General features: G+C 53.1%; 23 protein-coding genes, 3 pseudogenes and 1 riboswitch. Of the genes and pseudogenes, 17 read left to right on the top strand and 9 right to left on the bottom strand.

Annotation, left to right across the window (positions count from 1 at the left end; genetic code table 11):
- Nucleotides 1-25: 25 nt before the first annotated feature.
- From bioB to slrP, 7 genes and pseudogenes are all read left to right on the top strand, one after another.
- Nucleotides 26-1066: a biotin synthase BioB gene (gene bioB / locus J4685_RS09950; protein WP_000090727.1), complete on the top strand. Its 1041-nt coding sequence runs from the start codon at nt 26-28 to the stop codon at nt 1064-1066.
- The gene (gene bioF, locus J4685_RS09945) at nt 1063-2220 is read left to right on the top strand and encodes an 8-amino-7-oxononanoate synthase (protein ID WP_000118932.1); all 1158 of its coding nucleotides are present in this window, start codon (nt 1063-1065) and stop codon (nt 2218-2220) included. Before bioB ends, bioF begins: the two co-directional genes overlap by 4 nt.
- Nucleotides 2204-2959, top strand: a complete 756-nt coding sequence (gene bioC, locus J4685_RS09940; protein WP_000079919.1) for a malonyl-ACP O-methyltransferase BioC — start codon at nt 2204-2206, stop codon at nt 2957-2959. The genes bioF and bioC overlap by 17 nt, the downstream gene beginning before the upstream one ends.
- A complete protein-coding gene (gene bioD / locus J4685_RS09935; protein ID WP_000167216.1) occupies nt 2952-3638 on the top strand; it encodes a dethiobiotin synthase in 687 nt (228 codons plus the stop codon). The genes bioC and bioD overlap by 8 nt, the downstream gene beginning before the upstream one ends.
- 650 nt (nt 3639-4288) lie before the next feature.
- Nucleotides 4289-6310, top strand: a complete 2022-nt coding sequence (gene uvrB / locus J4685_RS09930; RefSeq protein WP_000042494.1) for an excinuclease ABC subunit UvrB — start codon at nt 4289-4291, stop codon at nt 6308-6310.
- A 307-nt stretch (nt 6311-6617) separates the two neighbouring features.
- On the top strand, nt 6618-6791 hold the full coding sequence (locus tag J4685_RS09925; protein ID WP_011233098.1) for a hypothetical protein: 174 nt from the start codon (nt 6618-6620) through the stop codon (nt 6789-6791).
- A 7-nt stretch (nt 6792-6798) separates the two neighbouring features.
- Nucleotides 6799-9064: pseudogene (gene slrP / locus J4685_RS09920) on the top strand (SPI-1 type III secretion system effector E3 ubiquitin transferase SlrP).
- Nucleotides 9065-9158: 94 nt separating this feature from the next.
- Here slrP and yvcK read toward each other — a convergent pair.
- Nucleotides 9159-10067: a uridine diphosphate-N-acetylglucosamine-binding protein YvcK gene (yvcK, locus tag J4685_RS09915; protein ID WP_001246033.1), complete on the bottom strand. Its 909-nt coding sequence runs from the start codon at nt 10065-10067 to the stop codon at nt 9159-9161.
- A 264-nt stretch (nt 10068-10331) separates the two neighbouring features.
- Nucleotides 10332-10476, top strand: a riboswitch (molybdenum cofactor riboswitch).
- Between yvcK and moaA the strand changes: the two genes are divergently transcribed.
- The 9 genes and pseudogenes from moaA to J4685_RS09875 form a co-directional block, all read left to right on the top strand.
- Nucleotides 10464-11453 (top strand): GTP 3',8-cyclase MoaA, encoded by a 990-nt coding sequence (moaA, locus tag J4685_RS09910; RefSeq protein WP_000168180.1) that lies wholly within the window; start codon nt 10464-10466, stop codon nt 11451-11453. It overlaps the preceding riboswitch by 13 nt.
- 21 nt (nt 11454-11474) lie before the next feature.
- Complete coding sequence (gene moaB, locus J4685_RS09905) at nt 11475-11987, top strand: molybdenum cofactor biosynthesis protein B (protein WP_000084599.1); 513 nt, start codon at nt 11475-11477, stop codon at nt 11985-11987.
- 2 nt (nt 11988-11989) lie between these two features.
- Nucleotides 11990-12475 carry a cyclic pyranopterin monophosphate synthase MoaC gene (gene moaC / locus J4685_RS09900; protein ID WP_000080894.1) on the top strand — a complete coding sequence of 162 codons (486 nt, stop codon included), beginning with the start codon at nt 11990-11992 and terminating at the stop codon, nt 12473-12475.
- The gene (gene moaD, locus J4685_RS09895) at nt 12468-12713 is read left to right on the top strand and encodes a molybdopterin synthase sulfur carrier subunit (RefSeq protein ID WP_000598583.1); all 246 of its coding nucleotides are present in this window, start codon (nt 12468-12470) and stop codon (nt 12711-12713) included. Before moaC ends, moaD begins: the two co-directional genes overlap by 8 nt.
- A gap of 1 nt (nt 12714) precedes the next feature.
- A complete protein-coding gene (moaE, locus tag J4685_RS09890) occupies nt 12715-13167 on the top strand; it encodes a molybdopterin synthase catalytic subunit MoaE (RefSeq protein ID WP_000545200.1) in 453 nt (150 codons plus the stop codon).
- A gap of 47 nt (nt 13168-13214) precedes the next feature.
- Nucleotides 13215-13919 (top strand): Bax inhibitor-1 family protein, encoded by a 705-nt coding sequence (locus tag J4685_RS09885; protein WP_000373608.1) that lies wholly within the window; start codon nt 13215-13217, stop codon nt 13917-13919.
- Between the two features lie 146 nt (nt 13920-14065).
- A complete protein-coding gene (locus J4685_RS09880; RefSeq protein WP_000529045.1) occupies nt 14066-14773 on the top strand; it encodes a Bax inhibitor-1 family protein in 708 nt (235 codons plus the stop codon).
- A gap of 23 nt (nt 14774-14796) precedes the next feature.
- A pseudogene (locus J4685_RS22540) lies at nt 14797-15030 on the top strand (hypothetical protein); the annotation flags it as partial.
- A pseudogene (locus J4685_RS09875) lies at nt 14957-15205 on the top strand (hypothetical protein); the annotation flags it as partial. The pseudogenes J4685_RS22540 and J4685_RS09875, both read left to right, overlap by 74 nt.
- Nucleotides 15206-15207: 2 nt before the next feature.
- Here the strand turns inward: J4685_RS09875 and J4685_RS09870 are convergent.
- The 3 genes from J4685_RS09870 to J4685_RS09860 are packed head-to-tail and all read right to left on the bottom strand — an operon-like array spanning nt 15208 to nt 18166.
- Nucleotides 15208-16170 carry a YbhN family protein gene (locus tag J4685_RS09870; protein ID WP_001129818.1) on the bottom strand — a complete coding sequence of 321 codons (963 nt, stop codon included), beginning with the start codon at nt 16168-16170 and terminating at the stop codon, nt 15208-15210.
- A complete protein-coding gene (gene clsB, locus J4685_RS09865; protein ID WP_000649642.1) occupies nt 16170-17411 on the bottom strand; it encodes a cardiolipin synthase ClsB in 1242 nt (413 codons plus the stop codon). Before clsB ends, J4685_RS09870 begins: the two co-directional genes overlap by 1 nt.
- A complete protein-coding gene (locus tag J4685_RS09860) occupies nt 17408-18166 on the bottom strand; it encodes an endonuclease/exonuclease/phosphatase family protein (protein ID WP_000192039.1) in 759 nt (252 codons plus the stop codon). The genes clsB and J4685_RS09860 overlap by 4 nt, the downstream gene beginning before the upstream one ends.
- Nucleotides 18167-18298: 132 nt before the next feature.
- Here J4685_RS09860 and J4685_RS09855 point away from each other — a divergent pair, with 132 nt between their 5' ends.
- Nucleotides 18299-18709 (top strand): YbhQ family protein, encoded by a 411-nt coding sequence (locus J4685_RS09855; protein ID WP_000871970.1) that lies wholly within the window; start codon nt 18299-18301, stop codon nt 18707-18709.
- On the opposite strand, the gene J4685_RS09850 is transcribed toward J4685_RS09855, so the two are convergent.
- The 5 genes from J4685_RS09850 to cecR all read right to left on the bottom strand — a co-directional run bounded on the left by J4685_RS09850 (nt 18671) and on the right by cecR (nt 24414).
- A complete protein-coding gene (locus tag J4685_RS09850) occupies nt 18671-19777 on the bottom strand; it encodes an ABC transporter permease (RefSeq protein WP_000469050.1) in 1107 nt (368 codons plus the stop codon). The two genes, J4685_RS09855 and J4685_RS09850, sit on opposite strands and share 39 nt — an antisense overlap.
- Nucleotides 19778-19892: 115 nt before the next feature.
- On the bottom strand, nt 19893-21023 hold the full coding sequence (locus J4685_RS09845) for an ABC transporter permease (RefSeq protein WP_000045765.1): 1131 nt from the start codon (nt 21021-21023) through the stop codon (nt 19893-19895).
- Nucleotides 21016-22752 (bottom strand): ATP-binding cassette domain-containing protein, encoded by a 1737-nt coding sequence (locus J4685_RS09840; RefSeq protein ID WP_001287620.1) that lies wholly within the window; start codon nt 22750-22752, stop codon nt 21016-21018. Before J4685_RS09840 ends, J4685_RS09845 begins: the two co-directional genes overlap by 8 nt.
- Complete coding sequence (hlyD, locus tag J4685_RS09835) at nt 22745-23740, bottom strand: secretion protein HlyD (RefSeq protein ID WP_000743432.1); 996 nt, start codon at nt 23738-23740, stop codon at nt 22745-22747. Before hlyD ends, J4685_RS09840 begins: the two co-directional genes overlap by 8 nt.
- Nucleotides 23740-24414, bottom strand: a complete 675-nt coding sequence (cecR, locus tag J4685_RS09830) for a transcriptional regulator CecR (protein ID WP_001025254.1) — start codon at nt 24412-24414, stop codon at nt 23740-23742. The genes hlyD and cecR overlap by 1 nt, the downstream gene beginning before the upstream one ends.
- Nucleotides 24415-24550 lie beyond the last annotated feature (136 nt).

Genomic DNA, 24550 nt, shown 5'->3' with positions numbered 1-24550 from the left:
AAACAACATATTTTGGAGAGGCCCGATGGCTCGCCACCCACGCTGGACACTGTCGCAAGTAACCGAATTATTTGAAAAACCACTGCTGGAATTGCTGTTTGAAGCGCAGCAAATTCATCGCCAGCATTTCGATCCGCAGCAGGTACAGGTTAGTACGCTGTTGTCGATCAAAACCGGCGCCTGCCCGGAGGATTGTAAATACTGCCCGCAGAGCTCGCGCTATAAAACCGGGCTGGAAGCCGAGCGTTTAATGGAGGTAGAGCAGGTACTGGACTCCGCCCGTAAAGCGAAAAACGCTGGTTCGACCCGCTTCTGTATGGGGGCGGCCTGGAAGAATCCGCATGAACGCGATATGCCTTATCTGGAGCAGATTGTACAGGGCGTCAAAGCGATGGGGCTGGAAACCTGTATGACGCTCGGCATGTTGAACGAGAGCCAGGCGCAGCGTCTGGCTAACGCCGGGCTGGATTACTACAACCACAACCTCGATACCTCGCCGGAGTTTTACGGCAATATCATCACTACCCGTACCTATCAGGAGCGCCTCGACACGCTGGAAAAAGTCCGTGAAGCAGGGATTAAAGTGTGCTCCGGCGGCATTGTGGGTCTGGGCGAAACGGTTACCGATCGCGCCGGACTGTTGTTGCAGTTGGCGAACCTGCCGACGCCGCCGGAAAGCGTGCCAATCAACATGCTGGTGAAGGTGAAAGGCACACCGCTTGCGGATAACGATGACGTGGATGCGTTTGATTTTATTCGTACTATCGCCGTGGCGCGCATCATGATGCCGACCTCATACGTGCGTCTTTCCGCAGGGCGTGAACAGATGAACGAGCAGACCCAGGCGATGTGCTTTATGGCCGGGGCGAACTCGATTTTCTATGGCTGCAAATTGTTAACTACGCCAAATCCGGCAGAGGACAAGGATCTGCAGTTATTCCGTAAGCTGGGGCTGAATCCGCAGCAGACTAGGGTGCTGGCGGGCGATAACGAGCAGCAGCAACGTCTGGAGCAGACGCTGATGACGCCTGACACCGATGATTATTACAACGCGGCAGCCTTATGAGTTGGCAACAACGCGTCGACGATGCGCTGACGGCGCGTCGGGCGACGGATACGTTGCGCCGCCGCTATGTGGTGTCGCAGGGCGCCGGACGCTGGCTGGTAGCGAACGGGCGACAGTATCTTAACTTCTCCAGCAATGATTACCTCGGCTTAAGTCAACACCCGCAGATTATTCGCGCCTGGCAACAGGCAGCGATACGTTTTGGCGTCGGCAGCGGCGGGTCGGGTCATATCAGCGGTTATTCCGTGGCGCACCAGGCGTTAGAGGAGGAACTGGCGCAATGGTTAGGATATCCACGCGCGCTGCTGTTTATCTCTGGCTTTGCGGCGAATCAGGCGGTCATTACCGCCTTAATGAAAAAAAATGACCGGATTGTGGCCGACAGGTTGAGTCATGCTTCCCTGCTGGAGGCCGCCAATCTGAGTCCGGCGCAGCTTCGCCGCTTTATCCATAACGATACGCAGCATCTGTCGCGTTTACTGCAATCGCCCTGCGTGGGCCAGCAACTGGTGGTGACAGAAGGTGTATACAGCATGGACGGCGACAGCGCGCCGCTGGCGGAAATCCAGCACATTGCCCGCAGGCATCATGCCTGGCTGTTGGTTGATGATGCGCACGGCATCGGCGTGACTGGCGATGAGGGGCGGGGCACCTGCTGGCAACGGGGGGTGAAGCCTGAGTTGCTGGTGGTGACTTTCGGTAAGGGGTTTGGCGTCAGCGGCGCAGCGGTGCTCTGCTCGGAAAGCGTCGCGGATTATCTGCTGCAATTTGCCCGTCATCTGGTTTACAGCACCAGTATGCCGCCCGCCCAGGCGCAGGCGTTAAGCGCCTCGCTGGCGGTGATCCGTAGCGATGAAGGTCGTGAACGGCGCGAAAAACTCGCCGCTCTGGTTCAGCGCTTTCGGGCCGGCGTTAACGCGTCCCGATTTACGCTACTGAATGCCCATAGCGCCATCCAGCCGTTAATCGTGGGCGATAACAGCCGTGCATTGCGCCTGGCGGAGGCGCTGCGTCAACAAGGATGCTGGGCGACGGCGATTCGTCCGCCGACGGTGCCTGTCGGTACGGCGCGCCTGCGCTTAACGTTAACGCAGGCGCATGAAGCGTGCGATATAGACCGTCTGCTGGAGGTGCTGCATGGCGCAGGTGAATAAGCAGGCTATTGCGGCGGCGTTTGGCCGGGCCGCATCGCAATATGAACAGCACGCCTCTTTACAGCAACACAGCGCGGATGCGCTGCTGACGCTGTTGACAGGCCGCCAGTTTACCAGTGTGTTGGACGCAGGCTGCGGCCCCGGACGTATGAGTCGTTACTGGCGAGAGCGGGGGAGCGAAGTGACCGCCCTGGATCTTTCGCTGCCGATGCTGCAACAGGCTCGCGATCGTCAGGCGGCGCATCACTATTTGCTGGCGGATATCGAAGCGATTCCCCATGACGCCGAAGTTTTTGACCTGGCCTGGAGCAATCTGGCGGTCCAGTGGTGCGGCGATTTACGCGATGCGTTGAGCGAGTTGTATCGGGTTGTACGGCCCGGCGGCGTGGTGGCGTTTACCACCTTGTGCCAGGGGTCGTTGCCGGAGCTGCGTCAGGCATGGCAGGCCGTCGATAATCGCGCTCACGCGAATAGCTTTTTGCCGGAAGAGGCCATTGACCACGCGCTACGCGGCTGGCGGGCGTCTCGTCATACTCAGGCGATGACATTGTGGTTTGAGGATGCCCTGAGCGCGATGCGTTCGCTCAAAAGCATTGGCGCCACCCATCTTCATGAAGGGCGGGAGTCGGATGTGTTAACCCGCGCCCGGCTTAGACAGATTCAACTGGCATGGCCGCAGCGGCAGGGGAAATATCCGCTGACGTACCATCTTTTTATGGGAGTGATTGAACGTGACTAAACGCTATTTTGTGACCGGTACTGATACTGAAGTCGGTAAAACGGTTGCCAGTTGCGCCTTATTGCAGGCCGCAACGCAGTTAGGTTATCAAACCGTAGGCTATAAGCCCGTCGCTTCCGGCAGCGAAATGACAACCGACGGGCTACGCAATAGCGATGCCCTGGCCTTGCAGCGTAACAGCAGCCTGCCGCAACCTTATTCCGCTATCAATCCTTATACTTTTGCCGAGCCTACTTCTCCCCACATCGCTAGCGCCGACGAAGGCCGGGCGATAGACGCGGCGGTGTTATCACGCGGATTACGAACGCTGGAGGCGCAGGCAGACTGGGTGTTGACAGAAGGGGCGGGCGGCTGGTTTACACCGCTCTCTGCCACGCTGACGTTTGCCGACTGGGTACAGACGGAGCAGCTGCCGGTGATTCTGGTTGTTGGCGTCAAGCTGGGCTGTATTAATCACGCCATGCTGACGGCGCTGGCGGTAGAACAGGCCGGATTACCACTTGTCGGATGGATAGCCAACGACATACAGCTGCCGGGCGCGCGTCATGGTGAATATCTCGCGACGCTTCGCCGCGTCATACCGGCCCCGCTGTTAGGGGAAATCCCGTGGCTGGGCGTTTCTCCATCGCAGGCGGCGACAGGACAGTATCTGGACCTTAGCCCCCTGGAACGCGCCTGACCGCGCTTAAAAACCGCCTTCTTGCAGGATCAGACGATCCTGCTGCTCTTTCGCCAGCCCCTCCTGACGTCGCCATGCTAAGAATGTGCAAAATGTGAGCGTCTACGCCTCAATTTTTGCCTTCTCGTTAGCCAATAATCTGCCAAAAATAGCGATAATTTTTTTTTATCGCCCGGCGAAAACGTCAGGGGCTGATTTTGCCAGGCGGCAGGGGATACGGGCTGGAAGCAGTTATCCACTATTCCTGTGGATAACCTTGTGTATTAGAGTTAGAAAACACAACGTAAGCGAGAGGCGACGCGGCCTGCGACTAAATTGGCGCGAAAGACGGCTTGAGAAAATATCCCTTTTTAGACAGCAAGTTATATAAAATCAATGGTTGTAAAGGAAGGGGGATACGTTGACATAAAACTTTCATCATCCGACTTGACAAATGTTAAAAAAGACTCTGGTCTGGGGATAACCAGCACACTGCTGGAATTTTACCCCGCGACTGTCTATGTTTTACCTCTAAATAGCGTGGGGTATCTGCCGATAGCCATTATACAATGGAGTGTTACTGTTTTTTCATCCAGTATTTTTTATTGGCAATATTCACCGTCGAGAGTAAAATTACACCCCTGCCCGCTCACTCCTTCAGGTAGCCGCTCATGAGTAAACCGTTCAAACTGAATTCCGCTTTTAAACCTTCTGGCGATCAGCCGGACGCTATACGTCGTCTGGAAGAGGGGCTGGAGGACGGGCTGGCGCATCAGACGTTATTGGGCGTGACCGGCTCCGGGAAGACATTCACCATTGCCAACGTCATTGCGGACTTGCAGCGGCCAACGATGGTGCTTGCGCCCAATAAAACCCTGGCGGCGCAGCTCTACGGCGAAATGAAAGAGTTTTTCCCGGAAAACGCGGTGGAGTATTTCGTCTCCTACTATGACTACTATCAGCCGGAAGCGTATGTGCCAAGTTCGGATACGTTTATCGAAAAAGACGCTTCGATAAACGAGCATATTGAGCAGATGCGGTTGTCGGCAACGAAAGCGTTGCTAGAGCGACGCGATGTCGTGGTGGTGGCTTCCGTGTCCGCGATTTACGGTCTGGGCGATCCGGATCTCTACCTGAAAATGATGCTGCATCTGACGGTGGGAATGCTGATTGACCAGCGCGCGATTTTGCGTCGGCTGGCAGAATTGCAATACACCCGTAACGATCAAGCTTTTCAGCGTGGTACTTTTCGCGTGCGCGGCGAAGTGATCGACATCTTCCCGGCTGAATCTGACGACATCGCGCTACGCGTTGAGCTGTTTGATGAAGAAGTGGAACGCCTGTCGCTGTTCGACCCGTTAACCGGGCAGGTAGAGTCAACGGTGCCACGTTATACTATCTATCCCAAAACGCACTACGTGACGCCGCGCGAGCGTATTCTGCAGGCGATGGAAGAGATAAAAGATGAGCTGGCGGACAGGCGTAAGGTCTTGCTGGCAAATAATAAGCTGCTTGAAGAGCAGCGATTAAGCCAGCGCACGCAGTTCGATTTAGAGATGATGAACGAGCTGGGCTACTGCTCAGGCATTGAAAACTATTCCCGCTTTCTGTCGGGCCGCGGGCCGGGCGAACCGCCGCCAACCTTGTTCGATTATCTGCCCGCCGACGGACTGCTGGTGGTGGATGAGTCTCATGTCACCATCCCGCAGATAGGCGGTATGTACCGCGGCGACCGGGCGCGCAAAGAGACGCTGGTCGAGTATGGCTTCCGTCTGCCTTCGGCGCTGGATAACCGTCCGCTGAAGTTTGAAGAGTTTGAAGCCTTAGCGCCGCAAACTATCTATGTTTCCGCCACGCCCGGCAACTATGAGCTGGAAAAATCTGGTGATGAGGTGGTGGATCAGGTCGTGCGACCGACCGGGCTGCTGGACCCGATTATTGAAGTGCGTCCGGTGGCGACCCAGGTGGACGATCTGCTGTCCGAAATTCGTCAGCGTGCGGCCATTAATGAGCGTGTCCTTGTCACTACGCTCACCAAACGGATGGCGGAAGATTTGACCGAATATCTGGAAGAGCACGGCGAGCGCGTGCGTTACCTGCACTCAGATATTGATACCGTGGAGCGCATGGAAATCATCCGCGATTTGCGTCTGGGCGAGTTTGACGTTCTGGTGGGGATTAACCTGCTGCGCGAAGGGCTGGATATGCCGGAAGTCTCGCTGGTGGCGATTCTGGACGCTGATAAAGAGGGGTTCCTGCGCTCCGAGCGCTCCCTGATTCAGACCATAGGACGCGCGGCGCGTAACGTTAACGGTAAAGCGATTCTGTATGGCGATAAAATCACGCCGTCGATGGCGAAGGCGATTGGCGAAACCGAGCGACGTCGCGAGAAGCAGCAGAAGTACAACGAAGAGCACGGTATCACTCCGCAGGGGCTGAACAAAAAAGTGGTCGACATCCTGGCGCTGGGGCAGAACATTGCGAAAACCAAAGCGAAGGGGAAAGGCAAGGGCCGTTCTACGGCGAAAGCCGGAATTGTCGAACTGGATATGACGCCGAAAGCGTTGCAGCAGAAAATTCATGAACTGGAAGGGCAAATGATGCAGCACGCGCAAAATCTGGAGTTTGAAGAAGCCGCGCAAATTCGTGACCAGTTGCACCAGTTACGTGAGTTGTTTATCGCGGCGTCCTGACAATGTGTCGATCGCCAGCGAGTTATCGTTACCATGGCTTGCTTTTAAGAATTTCAGTGCAATAGTAAGGGCTAAGTCAGTCAGGAATGAAAAATAGTGACAGGCTTTGACTAATGAGATTGTCGAAAAAGTCAAAACATCAATGGGGTAGCTAGTTTAATCACAACTGAAGAAAATTAGCGTTGAGGCTGAACCCAACGCTAATTTTCCCTCTCTCCTTGGCTATGAAAAAAACGCCCCGTATTATCGGTATAGCTATCCTTATGATCGTCATTTTAATTTTATGTGAGTTCGTTGAAAGCGTGTCATGGCAACAGATAACATCATCCTACGTAAAAAAGAGGTGATGGAAGCGCGAGCATTTATAAGTCAAGCGCTGCAAATACTGAATGATTTGTCCGAAATAATGACGACTATGACCTCTTGTTTAAAGTTGAGAATATCCTTATCTGTTACTTTAAGTTACGTTCAGATCAGGTAGGGAAAATATGTTTAATATTACTAATATACACTCTACGGCAAGGCATCAAAGTATTAGCAATGAGGCCTCAACAGAGGTGCCTTTAAAAGAAGAGATATAGAATAAAATAAGTGCCTTTTTCTCTTCAGAACATCAGGTTGAAGCACAAAGCTGCATCGCTTATCTTTGTCATCCACCTGAAACCGCCTCGCCAGAAGAGATCAAAAGCAAGTTTGAATGTTTAAGGATGTTAGCTTTCCCGGCGTATGCGGATAATATTCAGAGTAATAGAGGGGGGACAGACCAATACTGTATTTTGAATGAAAATAGTCAGGAAATTCTGTCTATAATTTTTAATACAGAGGGTTATACCGTTGAGGGAGGGGGAAAGTCAGTCACCTATACCCGTGTGACAGAAAGCGAGCAGGCGAGTAGCGCTTCTGGCTCCAAAGATACTGTGAATTATGAGTTAATCTGGTCTGAGTGGGTAAAAGAGGCGCCAGCGGAAGAGGCAGCAAATCGTGAAGAAGCCGTACAACGGATGCGTGACTGCCTGAAAAATAATAAGACGGAACTCCGTCTGAAAATATTAGGACTTACCACTATACCTGCCTATATTCCTGAGCAGATAACTACTCTGATACTCGATAACAATGAACTGAAAAGTTTGCCGGAAAATTTACAGGGAAATATACAGACCCTGTATGCCAGAAGTAATCAGCTAACCAGTATCCCTGCCACGTTACCGGATACCATACAGAAAATGGAGCTGAGCATTAACCGTATTACTGAATTGCCGGAACGTTTGCCTTCAGCGCTTCAATTGCTGGATCTTTTCCATAATAAAATTAGTTGTTTACCTGAAAATCTACCTGAGGAACTTCGGTACCTGAGCGTTTATGATAACAGCATAAGGACACTGCCAGCACATCTTCCGTCAGGGATTACCCATTTGAATGTGCAGAGTAATTCGTTAACCGCTTTGCCTGAAACATTGCCGCCGGGCCTGAAGACTCTGGAGGCCGGCGAAAATGCCTTAACCAGTCTGCCCGCATCGTTACCACCAGAATTACAGGTCCTGGATGTAAGTAAAAATCAGATTACGGTTCTGCCTGAAACACTACATCCCACGATAACAACGCTGGACGTTTCCCGTAACGCATTGAGTAATCTACCGGAAAACCTCCCGGCGGCATTACAGATAATGCAGGCCTCTCGCAATCACCTGGTCCGTCTCCCGGAGTCGTTACCCCATTTTCGTGGTGAAGGACCTCAATCTACAAGAATAATCGTAGAATATAATCCTTTTTCAGAACGAACAATACAGAATATGCAGCGGCTAATGTCCTCTGTAGATTATCAGGGACCCCGGGTATTGTTTGCCATGGGCGACTTTTCAATTGTTCGGGTAACTCGACCACTGCATCAAGCTGTCCAGGGGTGGCTAACCAATCTCGAGGAGGAAGACGTCAACCAATGGCGGGCGTTTGAGACGGAAGTAAACGCGGCAGCCTTCAGCATGTTTCTGGATCGTCTTAGCGATACGCAGAACACCCGACATTCGGATTTTAAGGAACAAGTTCTCCGCCTGGCTAATGCGCCTGGCTGATGATAGCGCACTAAGAGAAACCGCATTTATTATAGCGATGGATGCAACGATAAGCTGTGAAGATCGGGTCACACTGGCATACCATCAAATGCAGGAAGCGACGTTGGTTCATGATGCTGAAAGAGGCGCCTTTGATAGCCACTTAGCGGAACTGATTATGGCGGGGCGTGAAATCTTTCGGCTGGAGCAAATAGAATCGCTCGCCAGAGAAAAGGTAAAACGGCTGTTTTTTATTGACGAAATCGAAGTATATCTGGGTTTTCAGAATCAGTTACGAGAGTCGCTGTCGCTGACAACAATGACCCAGGATATGCGATTTTATAACGTTTCGGGTATCACTGAGTCTGACCTGGACGAGGCGGAAATAAGGATAAAAATTGCTGAAAATAGGGATTTTCACAAATGGTTTGCGCTGTGGGGGCCGTGGCATAAAGTGCTGGAGCGTATAGCGCCAGAAGAGTGGCGTGAAATGATGGCCAAAAGGGCTGAGTGTATTGAAACGGATGAGTATCAGAGCCGGGTCAATGCTGAACTGGAAGCGTTAGGAATAGCAGGTGATCCTGACGCAGAGCGCATGGCTGGAATGCGGATAATGGAAGAGATCAATCAGACCCTCTTTACTGAGATCATGGAGAATATATTGCTGAAAAAAGAGGTGAGCTCGCTCATGAGCGCCTACTGGTGATAGCTGAACGCAGTTTATCAGAAGAGGGAGAGAGCCTGTTTACCCTTCGGTGTAAACAGGCTTCTGATAAGCGCAGCGTCGTCGGTAAACAGGCTTAACCCAACGCCTGTAGCGCTTTTTCCAGCGCATTGTGTAATAACTGACGATCGTGGCGATAGGGGATATCGCTGGCCTCCAGCACTTCCTGAATCACCAGCCGATCGTTCACCGCACTGACGTCAACTCGCGGCCCAACCACTACTGCGTCAATGACTTTTTTGCCAATATATTGCTCCATCATCGCCAGCTTATCGACCAGCGTTAAACTGGCGGCGGGCAGACTCAGTTCGCGACCCAGATTGCCGATATACACCATTGGCGCTGGGGTGCGCCGCAGCGCCTGCGCCAGTTCATCCAGCAGCAGGCAAGGCATCAGGCTGGTATAAAAACTGCCAGGGCCAATCAGAATCAGATCCGCGTCATTAATGGCCTGTACCGCTTCCCGCGTCGCCGGAACGTTTGGCGTTAACATGATCTCCTGCGGCGGCGTCGCTAACTGATCGATATTCACCTCGCCATAAATCTCATGCCCCTGATCGTCAATCGCCATCAGATCTACCGGTAGCTCCGACATCGGGATCAGCTGCGCGTCCACTTTAAGCAGATTACGAATTAAATTAATCGCTTCCAGAGGCCGCACGCTCAGGTGATCTAACGCCTTTAACATCAAATTTCCGAGGTTATGACCAGAAAGTTCGCCATTACCGCCAAAACGGTACTCAAACATAGCGGATGCGACGCTGGGTTCGGTAATTAACTGATTCAGACAGTTGCGCATATCGCCCCAGGCGATCCCGCCTTCCGAGCGGCGAATACGGCCAGTTGACCCCCCGTTATCTGTGGTAGTCACAATGCCGGTCAGGCGCGAACCTAATGAAGAAAGCGAGGAGAGGACGCGTCCTAATCCATGCCCTCCGCCGAGGGCAACGACACGATCAAGGTCAGCCAGCGTACGATTGCGCATAAAAATTCCTGAAGTCAAATAAGCAGCGCTACAGTAGCGCAAGTCGCGGGTTTTCAGCAATTAGCCGACCGGCTAAAAGACAATTAATTATTCCCGACTACCCCTTTATAGCGAGGGCGTTACCACGGCTAAATGATATATATCAATATAAAAGTGTGATTTTCACGTATTCTGTCGCTAAATAGCACGATCATATCGCTATGTATATGTTTATATAGCGAAAGCGTGATGGCGAAATTGTCATTTACACGCTAGTATCGGCGTAACCACAATAAACACTCTAGCCTCTGCACTTGGGTCATTTTTGATATGGTGCTTTGGCCGTGACAACGTTTAACGTTTGCCACCAGGGCGCAGGAAGAAATGACTCCGCCTCCCGTATTTGGAAAGGTGTACATGGCTTCACAACTTACCGATGCTTTCGCGCGTAAGTTTTACTACTTGCGTTTGTCGATTACCGATGTGTGTAACTTTCGTTGCACCTACTGTCTGCCGGATGGCTACAAACCTGGCGGCGTCACTAACAACGGTTTCCTTACCGTCGATGAAATTCGTCGCGTTACGCGCGCTTTTGCCAGTCTTGGCACGGAAAAGGTGCGTCTTACCGGCGGCGAGCCTTCATTACGCCGCGATTTTACCGACATCATTGCCGCCGTGGGTGAAAATGATGCTATTCGCCAGATCGCGGTGACCACTAACGGTTATCGACTGGCGCGCGATGCCGCGAACTGGCGCGAAGCGGGGCTGACGGGCGTCAATGTTAGCGTGGATAGTCTGGATGCGCGTCAGTTCCATGCGATTACCGGTCAGGACAAATTCCGCCAGGTGATGGCGGGCATCGATGCCGCCTTTGACGCCGGTTTCGAAAAGGTGAAAGTCAACACCGTGCTGATGCGCGACGTGAATCACCATCAGTTGGATACCTTCCTTGCCTGGATTCAGCCTCGCCCCATTCAGCTACGCTTCATTGAACTTATGGAGACGGGCGAGGGGAGCGATCTCTTCCGCAAACATCATATTTCGGGTCAGGTATTACGTGACGAGCTGATTAAGCGCGGTTGGATCCACCAGCTCCGCCAGCGTAGCGATGGTCCGGCGCAGGTTTTTTGTCACCCCGATTACGCCGGTGAGATCGGTCTCATTATGCCGTACGAAAAAGATTTCTGCGCCACCTGTAACCGCCTGCGTGTTTCGTCCGTCGGTAAGCTGCATTTATGTCTGTTTGGCGACGGCGGCGTGAGTTTACGCGACCTGTTACAGGATGATGCGCAGCAATACGCGCTTGAGGAACGTATTTCCGACGCGTTGCGGGAGAAAAAGCAGACCCATTTCCTTCACCAGAGCAATACTGGTATTACGCAAAATTTATCTTACATTGGCGGTTAATCCTTAATAAGGAGATTTCAGATGAGTCAGGTCAGCGCTGAATTTATCCCGACCCGCATCGCTATTCTTACTGTTTCCAGCCGACGCGGCGAAGAAGACGACACCTCCGGTCATTATCTGCGTGATTCGGCGCAGGAGGCCGGGCATGAAGTGGTGGCGAAAGCCATCGTTAAAGAGAACCGTTACGCGATTCGCGCCCAGGTTTCCGCCTGGATCGCCAGTGATGAGGTGCAGGTCGTATTGATAACTGGCGGGACCGGTTTGACCGAAGGCGATCAGGCGCCGGAAGCGCTGTTGCCGCTGTTCGATTGTGAAGTGGAAGGATTTGGCGAAGTGTTTCGCATGCTCTCGTTTGAAGAGATCGGCACCGCAACTCTGCAGTCGCGCGCGGTAGCTGGCGTGGCGAATAACACCTTGATTTTCGCCATGCCGGGCTCCACAAAAGCGTGCAGAACCGCATGGGAGAATATCATTGCGCCGCAGCTGGATGCCCGTACACGCCCATGTAATTTTCACCCTCATTTAAAGAAATAACGATGTCGCAATTAACCCATATAAACGCCGCAGGCGAAGCGCACATGGTGGACGTTTCCGCGAAAGCGGAAACCGTTCGTGAAGCACGGGCGGAAGCATTCGTTACCATGCGTAGTGAAACGCTGGCGATGATTGTTGATGGCAAACACCACAAGGGCGATGTTTTCGCGACTGCTCGTATTGCCGGTATTCAGGCCGCTAAACGCACCTGGGAGCTGATCCCGCTGTGCCACCCGCTACTGCTAAGTAAAGTGGAGATTCAGCTTCAGGCCGAGCCGGAGCATAACCGTGTACGTATTGAGTCTCTGTGCCGTCTGACCGGTAAAACCGGCGTCGAAATGGAAGCATTAACCGCGGCGTCCGTCGCGGCGTTAACCATCTATGACATGTGCAAAGCGGTACAAAAAGATATGGTAATTGGTCCGGTGCGTCTGCTGGCGAAAAGCGGCGGCAAATCGGGGGATTTTAAGGTGGATGCGCATGATTAAAGTGCTTTTCTTCGCCCACGTTCGCGAGCTTACAGGAACTGATGCGCTGGATCTTCCAGCAGATTTTTCCACCGTTGAGTCGCTGCGACAGCATCTGGCGACAAAGAGCGATCGTTGGGCGCTGGCGCTGGAAGACGGCAAGCTGTTGGCGGCGGTCAACCAGACGCTGGTAAGTTTTGACCATCCGCTGACGGCGGGCGATGAAGTGGCGTTTTTCCCGCCAGTCACGGGGGGCTAACATGCACGAAACGCGAATTGTAGTCGGCCCTGCGCCGTTTAGCGTCGGGGAGGAATATTCCTGGCTGGCGGCGCGCGACGAAGACGGCGCGGTCGTCACCTTTACCGGAAAAGTGCGCAATCATAACCTGGGCGATAGCGTTAAGGCGCTGACGCTGGAGCATTATCCCGGCATGACTGAGAAAGCTCTGGCGGAGATCGTCGCGAAGGCGCGTTCCCGCTGGCCGCTGGGGCAGGTCACGGTGATTCATCGCGTTGGCGAATTATGGCCGGGCGATGAGATTGTGTTTGTCGGCGTCACCAGCGCGCACCGCAGTAGCGCGTTCGACGCCGGTCAGTTCATTATGGATTATCTGAAAACCCGTGCGCCGTTCTGGAAGCGTGAAGCCACGCCGGAAGGCGATCGCTGGGTCGAAGCGCGCGACAGCGACCAGCAGTTGGCGAAACGTTGGTAGCAGAATGTGATACGCTTTAGGGTATCATTTCCACACAGGAGTTCATCATGGACAGATTTCCACGATCTGATTCAATAGTGCAGGCGCGGTCTGGCCTGCAGACCTATATGGCGCAAGTGTATGGCTGGATGACGGTCGGACTGTTACTGACCGCGTTTATCGCGTGGTATGCGGCTAATACGCCAGCCGTCATGATGTTTGTCTTTTCCAGTAAGATCACCTTCTTTGGCTTAATCATTGCTCAGCTTGCGCTGGTATTTGTTCTGTCGGGACTGGTGCATAAACTTAGCGCCGGAATGGCGACGACGCTGTTTATGCTCTATTCGGCGCTAACCGGATTGACGTTATCCAGTATTTTTATCGTTTACACCTATTCCTCCATCGCCAGCACGTTTGTGGTGACGGGGGAAATGTTTGGCGCCATGAGCCTGTATGGGTACACCACTAAACGCGATCTTAGCGGTTTCGGCAATATGCTGTTTATGGCGCTTATTGGTATCGTTCTGGCCTCGCTGGTCAATTTCTGGCTGAAGAGTGAAGCGCTGATGTGGGCGGTAACCTATATCGGGGTGATGGTGTTTGTCGGTCTGACCGCCTATGACACGCAGAAACTGAAAAATATCGGCGAGCAAATAGATACCCGCGATAGCGCTAATCTGCGTAAGTATTCGATTCTCGGCGCGTTAACGCTGTACCTGGACTTTATCAACTTGTTCCTGATGTTACTGCGTATTTTTGGCAATCGCCGCTAATCATATTGATCTCTTAAAATCCTGGCCCTGCGCCAGGATTTTTTTTAGGACTATATTTAGGGCAAAACAGCATAAACATCTTAGAAATATTTTCCTGCGCTTGCCATTCTTATTACGGTGATAATAAGAAGAGTGATAAATGACAAGTGGGACCTCTGGCTGCAATACGTATACGGCAAATAGCATTTATTCCCGCGACAATGTTATCCCTTACCTATTGGTATACTGCGCTGGGACTATGGTGTACCGCCGGTATTATATGGTTAACGTTGTATAGTCATTTTTTGATAACTCACGTTCAACCTGTTGTTGTTTTGTGGATATCAGCACTTTTGCTTGGCCTGGGGTATGGGGCCGTTACCTGTCTTTCCCGCTTTGGCACTGTTGTCGCAACGTTGATATATATTGCCATCATTACGCTTACCGGCGTGTCATTAGCTTACCTTTTCTCAGGTGGCGCGACCATTTTCGTGATTGTTGGAATCATGTTTAGTCTTAATGCCTTATTTATTTTCTACCTGAATATCAGTTCTGGTCTATTCAGGCCGTTAATTTTTATGGCGGTAAGCGGGATCATCGCTGCGATAGTTGTCAATAGCCTGGTGGCCAGTAGCACTCTGGTCTGGATAGTCAGTGTGCTGACGGTATTGGTATGGACATTGATTACAGCACTAGAAAAATCGACACTTCATGGTTATGCCCGCATGTTATACCACAACGAGTTTTCATCCCTGCCTCGTTGCGCTTTATTTGGCGCGCTGACGCTTTACCTTGGCATTATTAATGCTGTGGTTACGCTGTGTCGTTATATCATTTTGATGATTCTGGAAATACTATTATCTTTCAGGCCGTAGGTGTTGCAGGTTTTTTATTCAGGTTGGTGATGATGGGTATAATGAGTAAATTATGTGGCAAACAATTTTGGTTAGCGTTTTGTGAAGCTAAAGACGTCACTCGCGCCATTAAAAATGGCGGTGAGGATTTTAATAAGAAATGCCCGCCAGCGCTGATTTCTCATTTCATTACCGGATTGTCATGGGAACATGAGCGGGGTCATTATTTACCGCTATGCGTTATTGCTGGCCATTATTTCCGTTACGTTGGCAACGTTCTGTACCCTGTCATCAGTATTCATGGGCGAGTTTCACGAAGTGCTCCTGCTGCTGTTTAGCTGGTCATTGCTGCTTTTTTCCCGCTTACAGATGAATACGTCTTTTTTCTCAGCATATGTTTATTTTTACCGGATAAAACGCGTTGTGCTGGAAAGCGAAAACGCGTCTGCTTAAATTTATTTCGCCATCGCCCGCTCGTTTTTCGCCCGCAGCTTCTTCGCCCGGCTCTCCAGGATCAGATAGCACACCAGCGCCAGCAACAGGGGAATAAAATAGTAAAGCACGCGGTATGCGAGCAGGGCGGCGATAATCGTGCCTTGCGACGTATGTTCGCCCGCCAGCAACGCAAGGAATACGGCCTCCAGCACGCCGATGCCTGCCGGAATATGCACGATGACGCCCGCGATACTGCTCACCAGCAGTACGCCCAGTACAAAGAAATAGTTCACATCCTGACCCATCAGCAGCCAGATGATGGCGCCCATCGCCATCCAGTTCGCGCTGGAGATCGCCATCTGCGCCAGCGCGAATTTCCATGACGGCAGCACCAGTTTCTGCCCTTTAATCGTCATATGCCGCCGCTTCGCAAAGGCGCAAAACCACAGATAGATCGCGATAACCAACAATAAAACGATACCGAGAATACGTAGCGTGCCTTCATCGATATACCAGTGGTCGGGAAGCTGGACAATGCCGAAGGTAAAAATGATGCCACCAAGCAGAATATAGCCCAGCCAGTTAGTGGTAATGCTGAGTGAGAAAATGCGCGTAATAGTACTGCCGGGCAACCCGAGGCGAGAGTACAGTCGGTAACGCATCCCGATCCCGCCGACCCAGGTGCTGAGCGTCAGGTTAAAGGCATAGCAGACGAACGATACCAACATCACCTGTCGCTTCGCCAGCTTATGGCCGCAATAAAGCCGTCCAAGCAGGTCGTAGCAACCGTACAGAAGATAGCTAACGATCACCAGTCCTACAGCGCTTAAAAGCGCCGTGCGGTTATAGTCGCGGATGACGGTCCAGACATCGCCCCAGTCGACCTTTTTAGCATAAACCACCAGCAGAACGACGACCGCAATAAAAAACAGCCAGGTCAGCACTTTTTTAGCCAGCCGCCAGCGCGGATGCGATTTAGCCATTAGGGCTTCACTCCTGTATTTTCTGGATCAACGCGATCCTGGGTTTCCATTTCCGGCTGGGCAGGCGGGGGAACCTGCGCCAGATGCGGGGTATGCGCCGGTAGCCAGCCGACCAGCGCCGGGAAATGGCGTAAAAAGTGGAACACCAGCACGCTTTTGGTCAGGTTCCACCAGGTGCGTTTCGGCAGCATAGACTCATCGACCTGCTTACAATCATTCACGATGATGCCTTGTAAGTTATCGCGCAGGGTCTGGTTAAAAGTACGATCGTGAATGATCAGGTTAGCTTCAAGGTTAAGCGACAGGCTGAGCGGATCGAGATTACTCGACCCCACCGTAGCCCAGTGATCGTCCATCAGCGCCACTTTGCCATGCAGCGGACGGCGTCGGTATTCATAAACCTGCACGCCGCCCTTCACCAGATAGTTATAGAGCAACCGCGCGCCGACTTTGACTATCGGCATGTCTGGTTCCCCCTGGACAATCAGTTTTACGCTCACGCCACGGCGGGCGGCTTTACGCATTGCGTGGAGCAAGCGATAGCCGGGGAAAAAATAGGCGTTAGCGATAATCACTTCACGCTTTGCCTGGGTCAGCATTTTCAGATAATGACGTTCGATATCGTCGCGGTGCTCTTCATTATCCCGCCAGACAAACAGCGCCTGCGCTTCGCCGGGGTGGCGATTTTCTTCAGCCTGATGATGGCGCTTCCACCAGCGGCGCGCGGGGCTTTGCCCCGGCAGATTCTCGACTTCGAATTGCAGGATATCGGCCACTACAGGCCCTTCGACCCGTACCGCGTAGTCTTGTTTCGCCTGCGGGCCGTAATCCGACATATGTTCGGCGGAGTAGTTAATGCCGCCGACAAAAGCAATACGATCATCAATCACCACAATTTTGCGGTGCATTCGGCGGAAGATATTGGTTCGCAATCCCAGTAGACGCGGGCGGGGGTCGTAATAGCGGAAAATCACGCCCGCCGAGGTTAATTCGCCGACAAACGCGTCGCTGAGATCGGGAGAGCCGTAGCCGTCGAGTAATACTTCGGCTTTTACGCCGCGCTGTGCGGCTTTTAGCAGAGCGGCATGGAGTTTTTTACCCACCTCATCTTCAAACAAGATAAAGGTTTCCAGAATGATTTTTTGCTGTGCCTGAGCGATAGCCTCAAACACGGCAGGATAGAACTGGTCGCCGTTTTCCAGTAGCTGAATTTGATTACCTTCACGCCAGCCGCATTTCATAGATGGATCTCCGCGCTAAGGGGGGCATGGTCTGATAAATGTCGCCAGTTCCGCAGCGGCAGCGCCGTAGGAGAACTGGCGTTCGCATTCTTGACGTAAATGCGATCGAGTCGCAGCAGCGGCATACTCACCGGGAATGTGCGCGCCGGTCGGCCATGGGCACGGGTGAATATCTCCTCCAGCCCGGCCGCGTTTAACGGCGGGCCGGCCTTTTGCCGCCAGTCATTAAAGTCTCCGGCCACCAGCACCGGTTCTGATTCCGGCAAGGCATTCACCCATCCCGCCAGCATGGTTAACTGTGCCTGGCGGTGGCTCTCCCGCAGGCCGAGATGTACGCACATGACGTGGATAGGGCGGTTGAGCATGGGCGGCGTAATGCGGCAATAGAGCACGCCGCGTTTTTCGCTACCGCCGACCGAGACGTCGCGATTTTCATAATGTTCAATGGGATAGCGAGAAAGAACCGCGTTACCGTGGTGGCCTTCCGGATAGACCGCATTGCGGCCATAGGCGAAATCGCTCCACATGGTGTCGGCCAAAAATTCATAGTGGGTAGTGTCCGGCCAGTTTTCGATATGCAGCGGATGTACTTCATGCGCGCCCATCACTTCTTGCAGACAGACGATATCGGCGCCGACCGTTCTGACGGCGTCGCGCAGCTCCGGCAGGATGAAGCGTTTATTAAAGGCGGTAAAACCTTTGTGCGTATTAATTGTGAGCACTTTGAATGAAAAATTTCGCGTGTGTTGAGTCATTTTCTTCCTGTCCGCGTCACTATCCTGATTGAAATAGTGTAGTCGTCGTCACAAAAAGATGCGGTCTTACGGAATTTTCCGTAAAGTTCGGTACTCTGAATAATGAGAGAAAAATGCTTCAGGAGAAAAGCCATGAAGTGGCAACAACGCGTTCGTGTCGCAACCGGCCTCGGTTGTTGGCAGATTATGTTGCATTTACTGGTAGTGGCGATGCTGGTAATAGGCTGGATGAGCGGCACATTAGTGCGCGTCGGCCTGGGATTATGCGTGCTTTATGGCGTGACGGTACTGCTGATGCTGGCGTTGCAGCGCCATCATGAGCAACGCTGGCGCGATGTGGCGGATGTGCTGGAAGAGCTGACTACCACCTGGTACTTCGGCACCGCGCTGATTGTCCTCTGGCTGCTATCCCGCGTCTTGCAAAACAATGTCTTGCTGGCGCTGGCGGGGCTGGCTATCCTGGCCGGGCCCGCCGTGGTCTCGCTACTGGCGAAAGATAAAAAGCTACATCACTTTGCGTCTAAACATCGCATACGCCGCTGACCCCGTGGTGGCCGCTATCACCAGTAGCGGCCACAAACTTCCCCAGACAATTCCCAGACTCGCATCCTTAAGATAAATTTGCTTGGTAATATCAGTAAAGTGGCGGATAGGGTTTATCCACGTCAGGTTTTGCAGCCAGACCGGCATGTTTTCCACCGGCGAGACATAACCCGAGAGCAAAATCGCCGGCATCATAAAGACAAAGACGCCGATAAACGCCTGCTGTTGCGTGGCGCAAAGCGATGATATCAGCAAGCCAAAGCCTACCAGCGACAGCCCGTAAATCACCATCGTGAAATAAAACAGCGCTAATGAACCGGCGAAGGGAATTTGGTATGCCCAAATGCCGATAGCTAGCACGATCGTGGCCTGGAAGGTCGCGACAATCAGCGCCGGCACCGCTTTACCAACGAAAATCTGCCAGGTGGTGAGCGGAGAGACCAGCAGCTGATCCAGAGTGCCTTGTTCACGCTCGCGGGCGACGGACAGCGAAGTGACGATCATCACGCCGATAGTGGTGATCATGGCGATCAGCGAGGGCACCACAAACCACTTGTAGTCCAGATTCGGGTTATACCAGTTGCGTACCACCAGTTCGCTATTGTTGGGCTTTGGCTTGCCGTCCATCAATGTCTGCTGATACTCCTTGACGATCTGTTGCAGATAATTGGCGGCAATTTGCGCGCTGTTGGAGTTACGTCCATCAAGAATGAGTTGCATCGGCGCAGGCTGGAAGGTATCCAGATTCCGCGAGAAATCCGCCGGGAAGCGCACCAGCAGCAGCGCTTTTTGCGTATCGATAGTCGGCTGGATCTCCTGCGGACTGTTCAGCAATAGCACATGGGTAAACGCTTTCGCGCGGGCAAAGCGCTGGGTAAGTTCTACCGAATGTTTGCCGTTATCTTCGTTATAGATGGCGATAGTCGCGTTAGTGACTTCAAGCGTCGCGGCGAACGGAAACAGTATGACCTGAATCAGCACCGGCAGAATCAGGATCGCGCGCGTTTGCGGTTCGCGTAAAAGCGATTGCAGTTCTTTGCGAATTAACGTCCATAAACGATGAAACATGTCCGTCCTCTCAGTCCAGTTTGTAGGCCTGATAAGCAAAGCGCATCAGGCATAATGCCGGATGGCGGCGCAAGCGCCTTATCCGGCCTACGACGACAATTATCCATACACATATTTAATCCAGCCGTCGTTTGGTTTTTAGCCACGTCAGGCCAATAAACATCACCGCCGAGGCGATTAAAAACAGTACGTTAACGCCTAACACGACCGGAATATTGCCGGCCAGAAACAGACTTTGCAGGGTGCTAACAAAATAGCGCGCCGGAATAATATAGGTCACCGCGCGGATCACCGCAGGCATACTGTCTATCTGGAAGATAAACCCGGACAGCATAATCGAGGGCAAAAATGCGGCGTTCAGCGCCACCTGCGCGGCGTTAAACTGGTTGCGAGTGATGGTGGAAATCAACAGCCCCATCCCCAGCGTACTCAGTAAAAACAGACTGGTGATGATAAACAGAATCACCAGCGAACCGCGATACGGCACGCCGAGAATAAACACCGATACCAGCATACAGAGCAGCATCGCCAGCATACCGAGAAAGTAATAGGGAATAAGCTTACACAGCAGCAGTTCAACACGCGTCACTTCGGTTGAGAGCAGCGCCTCCATCGTGCCGCGCTCCCATTCGCGGGCAACGACCAGCGAGGTGAGGATTGCGCCAATTACCGTCATGATAATGGTCACCGCCCCGGGAATAATAAAATGCTGACTGATCGCCGCCGGGTTAAACCAGTAGCGCGTCTGGACGTCGATGAGCGGTTCAAAGGTGTCGCCGCGATCTTCCGCCCGCTGCTGTTGCCAGATTTGCCAGATGCCTTCCACATAACCCTGAACGAAGTTGGCGGTGTTTGGCTCGCTGCCGTCGGTAATCACCTGAATCGGCGCGCTGTCACCGTCGCGCGCCATTTGCTGCGCGAAATCCACCGGAATCACCACCAGTCCGCGAATGCGTCCGGCCTGCATTTTTTCAATTAATTCATGGCGATTATCGCTAATGGTCGCGTCGATATAGGGTGAACCGGTCATCGCATGAGTGAAATCCAGCGCCTCCTGGCTTTGCTGTTCAAGCAGAATCCCCACCCGCAGCTTGCTGGAGTCAAGGTTAATGCCGTAACCAAAAATAAACAGCAACAGCAGCGGGATCACCACCGCAATCAGCCAGCTACTGGGATCGCGCACGATCTGGCGCGTCTCTTTGACGCACAACGCACGCACGCGGCGCCAGGAGAGAGACTTACTCATGCGTATGCTCCTTATCCCAGTCATTGATGAGAGTGATAAAGGCCTGCTCCATCGTCGGATCGGCCTGTTGCTCATCGGCGGCCTGCGCTTTGAGATCGTCCGGCGTACCGCTGGCGATAAGCTTCCCACGATAAACCAGTCCGATGCGATCGCAATATTCCGCCTCATCCATAAAGTGGGTCGTCACCATTACCGTGACCCCTTTTTCCACCATGCTATTAATGTGCAGCCAAAATTCACGGCGGGTGAGGGGATCAACCCCGGACGTTGGTTCATCAAGGAATAAAATATCCGGTTCGTGCATCAGCGAGCAGGCCAGCGCCAGTCGCTGTTTAAAGCCCAGCGGCAGCGCATCGGTGGGATGCGACGCGATGCTTTTCAGACCAAACGCTTCACTCATGCGCTGAATTTTTTCATTTTGCGCGCGGCCCCGCAAACCGTAGACGCCGGAGAAAAAACGCAGGTTCTGCTCAACCGTCAGGTTGCCGTAAAGCGAAAATTTTTGCGCCATATAGCCCAGATGCTGACGGGCTTTGCCGGAGCTGACTTTCAGATCCATATCCAGCACCAGCGCCTTGCCGGACGTCGGCACCAGCAGGCCGCACATCATTTTAAAGGTGGTTGATTTACCCGCGCCGTTCGGGCCGAGCAGGCCAAAAATCTCGCCGCGCTGTACGACGAAATTAACATGGTCCGTGGCCGCGAAATCGCCAAATTTTTTCGTCAGTTCCTGCGCTTCAATCACCGTTTCGCCGGCAGTGCCTTCAACCGTATGCAGGATTGAACCCAGCGGAGACTCCGAGGTTCCCGCTCCGCCAAGCAGATCGATAAACGCATCTTCGAAGCGCGGCGCGGTCTCATTGAGGGTGATTTCCGGCATTCCTTCGGCCTGACGAATATCTGCTGCGGTCGCCTCTTTTTTCAGGATCAGGCGTACCGAACGTCCCTGAATCATGCCGTCGCTCACCTGCGGCAGTCTGAGCGCTCTCTGTAGCAACTTACGGTTGTTTTCCTGTGGACTGCTCATCAGAAAGCTACGACCGGCCATCGTTTGCGTCAGCGCTTTAGGTTCGCCCTGATAGAGCAGCTCGCCTTCATTCATCAGCAGCACATCGCGGCACTGTTCGGCTTCGTCGAGGTAGGAGGTGCTCCAGAGGATTAGCATCCCGTCGCCCGCCAGCTCGTGGACCATCTGCCACAACTCGCGCCGTGAAATCGGGTCAACGCCAACGCCCGGTTCATCCAACAGCAGCACTTTCGGTTCGCCGACCAGCGTACAGGCCAGCCCCAGTTTTTGCTTCATCCCGCCGGACAATTTTCCTGCCAGACGGCCAGTGAAAGGGCCGAGGGCGGTAAACTCCAACAAACGGGCAAAGGTCTTTTCCCGTATCTCGCCGGTAACGCTGCGTAAATCGGCATAGAGATTAAGGTTCTCCATGACGGTAAGATCTTCATACAGACCGAATTTCTGCGGCATATAGCCCAGAACCGCGTGCAGCTCGCTGTCGTTTTGTATCGGGTCGAAGCCCAATACGGACGCGCTGCCGCCATCGGCTTTGAGCAGGCCCGCCAGCATACGCATCAGCGTGGTTTTTCCTGCGCTGTCCGGCCCTACCAGCCCGGTGACATAACCGGAATGAATGGTACAGTCGAGCGGCGCGACGGCGGGTTTATCCATTCCCGCAAAGCGCTTCGTCAGACCGTGCAGCGTAATAACGGCCTCACTCATGCCGTACCTCGTCATTAAATTTCACCGTGACTGGCATCCCCTGGCGTAACGCATCGTCCGCATCGGTGACGATAATGCGCAGGCGATAGACAAGATCGGTACGCAGATCCGGCGTTTCGACGGTTTTCGGCGTAAATTCCGCGGTGGGCGAAACGAAACCAATCTTGCCGTGGTAAGGTTTGTCAGGACGACCGTCGGTATACAACAGAATGTCGCGCCCCGGTTGCGTCTGACTGAGGTTGCGTTCATCAACATAGGCGCGCACCCAGACGGGGCGGGTCAGCGAGAGTGTTAATACCGTGCTGCCGGCGTTCAGCATACTACCAGGCTCGACCGCGCGGGTGAGCAAGGTTCCGTTGGCAGGCGCGATAAGCGTGGTGTCCTGCAAATCAAGCTGCGCCTGCGCCAGTTGGGCCTTTGCCTGTTCCAGACTGGCTTTCGCCTGGGCGATATCCTGTTCACGATTACCGGTACGGTACTGGCTCAGTTTATCCTGCGCGGACTTCAGCGTCGCCTGTGCCTGATCGCGCGATGAGCGGGCGTTTTCCAGATCGTTAGCGGAAATGGTGCGGCTTTTCCACAATCCTTGCTGACGGTTATAAAAGTTTTGTGCGTAGTCATAGGCGGCTTGCGCCTGTCTGACGGCGGCGGCGGCCTGGGCTATCTCTTCATCGCGATAGCCTGCCAGCATCAAATCATATTGCGCCTGCGCGACCGACACGCCAGCTTTCGCCTGCATTAGCGCGTTTTCGTATGGCGCGTGATCCAGTTCGCCGAGCACCTGTCCGGCTTTGATGGCATCGCCTTCATCAACATTCAGCGACGCCAGCCTGCCGCCGACACGAAAGCTGATATTGACGGTACGGATATCGACATTACCGTATAGCGTCAGCCCATCGTCCTGCCGACTTTGATACCACCAGGTTCCACCGGCAATCACAGCGACGATCGCTGCGATTGCCAGTCCGATAACGACAGGTTTTTTCATCAGTCCAGACTCCTTTGCGTTAAACCGTGCAGAATAAGATCGATGTGGCAGGTTACCGTCTGGTAAATCAGCTCCGCTTTTTCTTCATCAAACTGCGGCCAGCCGGTACGTAACAGAATAGTTTCTTTGCCGAGACGAAACGCCAGCACTTCGCCCAGTAAGGCATGGGTATGCAAAATCATGCGCGTATCATTGGCGTCGCAGCCGGTATAAGCGGCAACCAATCTTGTCAGATGGGTGTGCAACGGATCGATAACCTGTTCATGAACCAATTGATAGGCCGACGTGGGAGAGAGCTGCTCGCGTGAAATAAATTTGCTCAGATTAACGGTGTCTTCCTGCGTCAGCAGCATAATCATGTTCTTGCAGGCGAGCAGAATGAGCTCGCGTATGGCGTCCCGGTCAGGGGCAGGCTGGCTAAACAGACGTTCCGCTTTTTCAGCATGGGGGCGAAATTTTTCGCCAAGAAAATCGGCAATCCACTGGGCGCAGGCGAGGTATAAATCCTCTTTTGAGCCGAAATAGTAAGTAATAGCGGCAATATTTTGCCCCGCCAGCGCGGCGATATCGCGCGTGGTGGCATGGAGGCCATACTCGCCAAACTGCGCCAGTGCGGCGGCAATGAGCTGACTTTTCGCCTGCTCGCCCTTGGTGGTCGTGGTGGGGATATTCATCACACGCCCTAATTATTAATCAATCGATTGATTAAGATTATGACTCATAATGGCACTTGTCCAGTGTGGTCGATTAATTTGTCTTTGCCACCTTTCGGGATAATTTATGCGCCGCATCACAAAAACTGCTACACTC

The sequence above is a fragment of the Salmonella sp. 32100201201700099SM genome (assembly GCF_017572645.1).
In the GTDB taxonomy this organism is placed as follows: Bacteria; Pseudomonadota; Gammaproteobacteria; order Enterobacterales; family Enterobacteriaceae; genus Salmonella; species Salmonella enterica.
The sequence above is the reverse complement of the archived record's forward strand: the minus strand, read 5'-3'. Positions and strand labels throughout refer to the sequence as shown.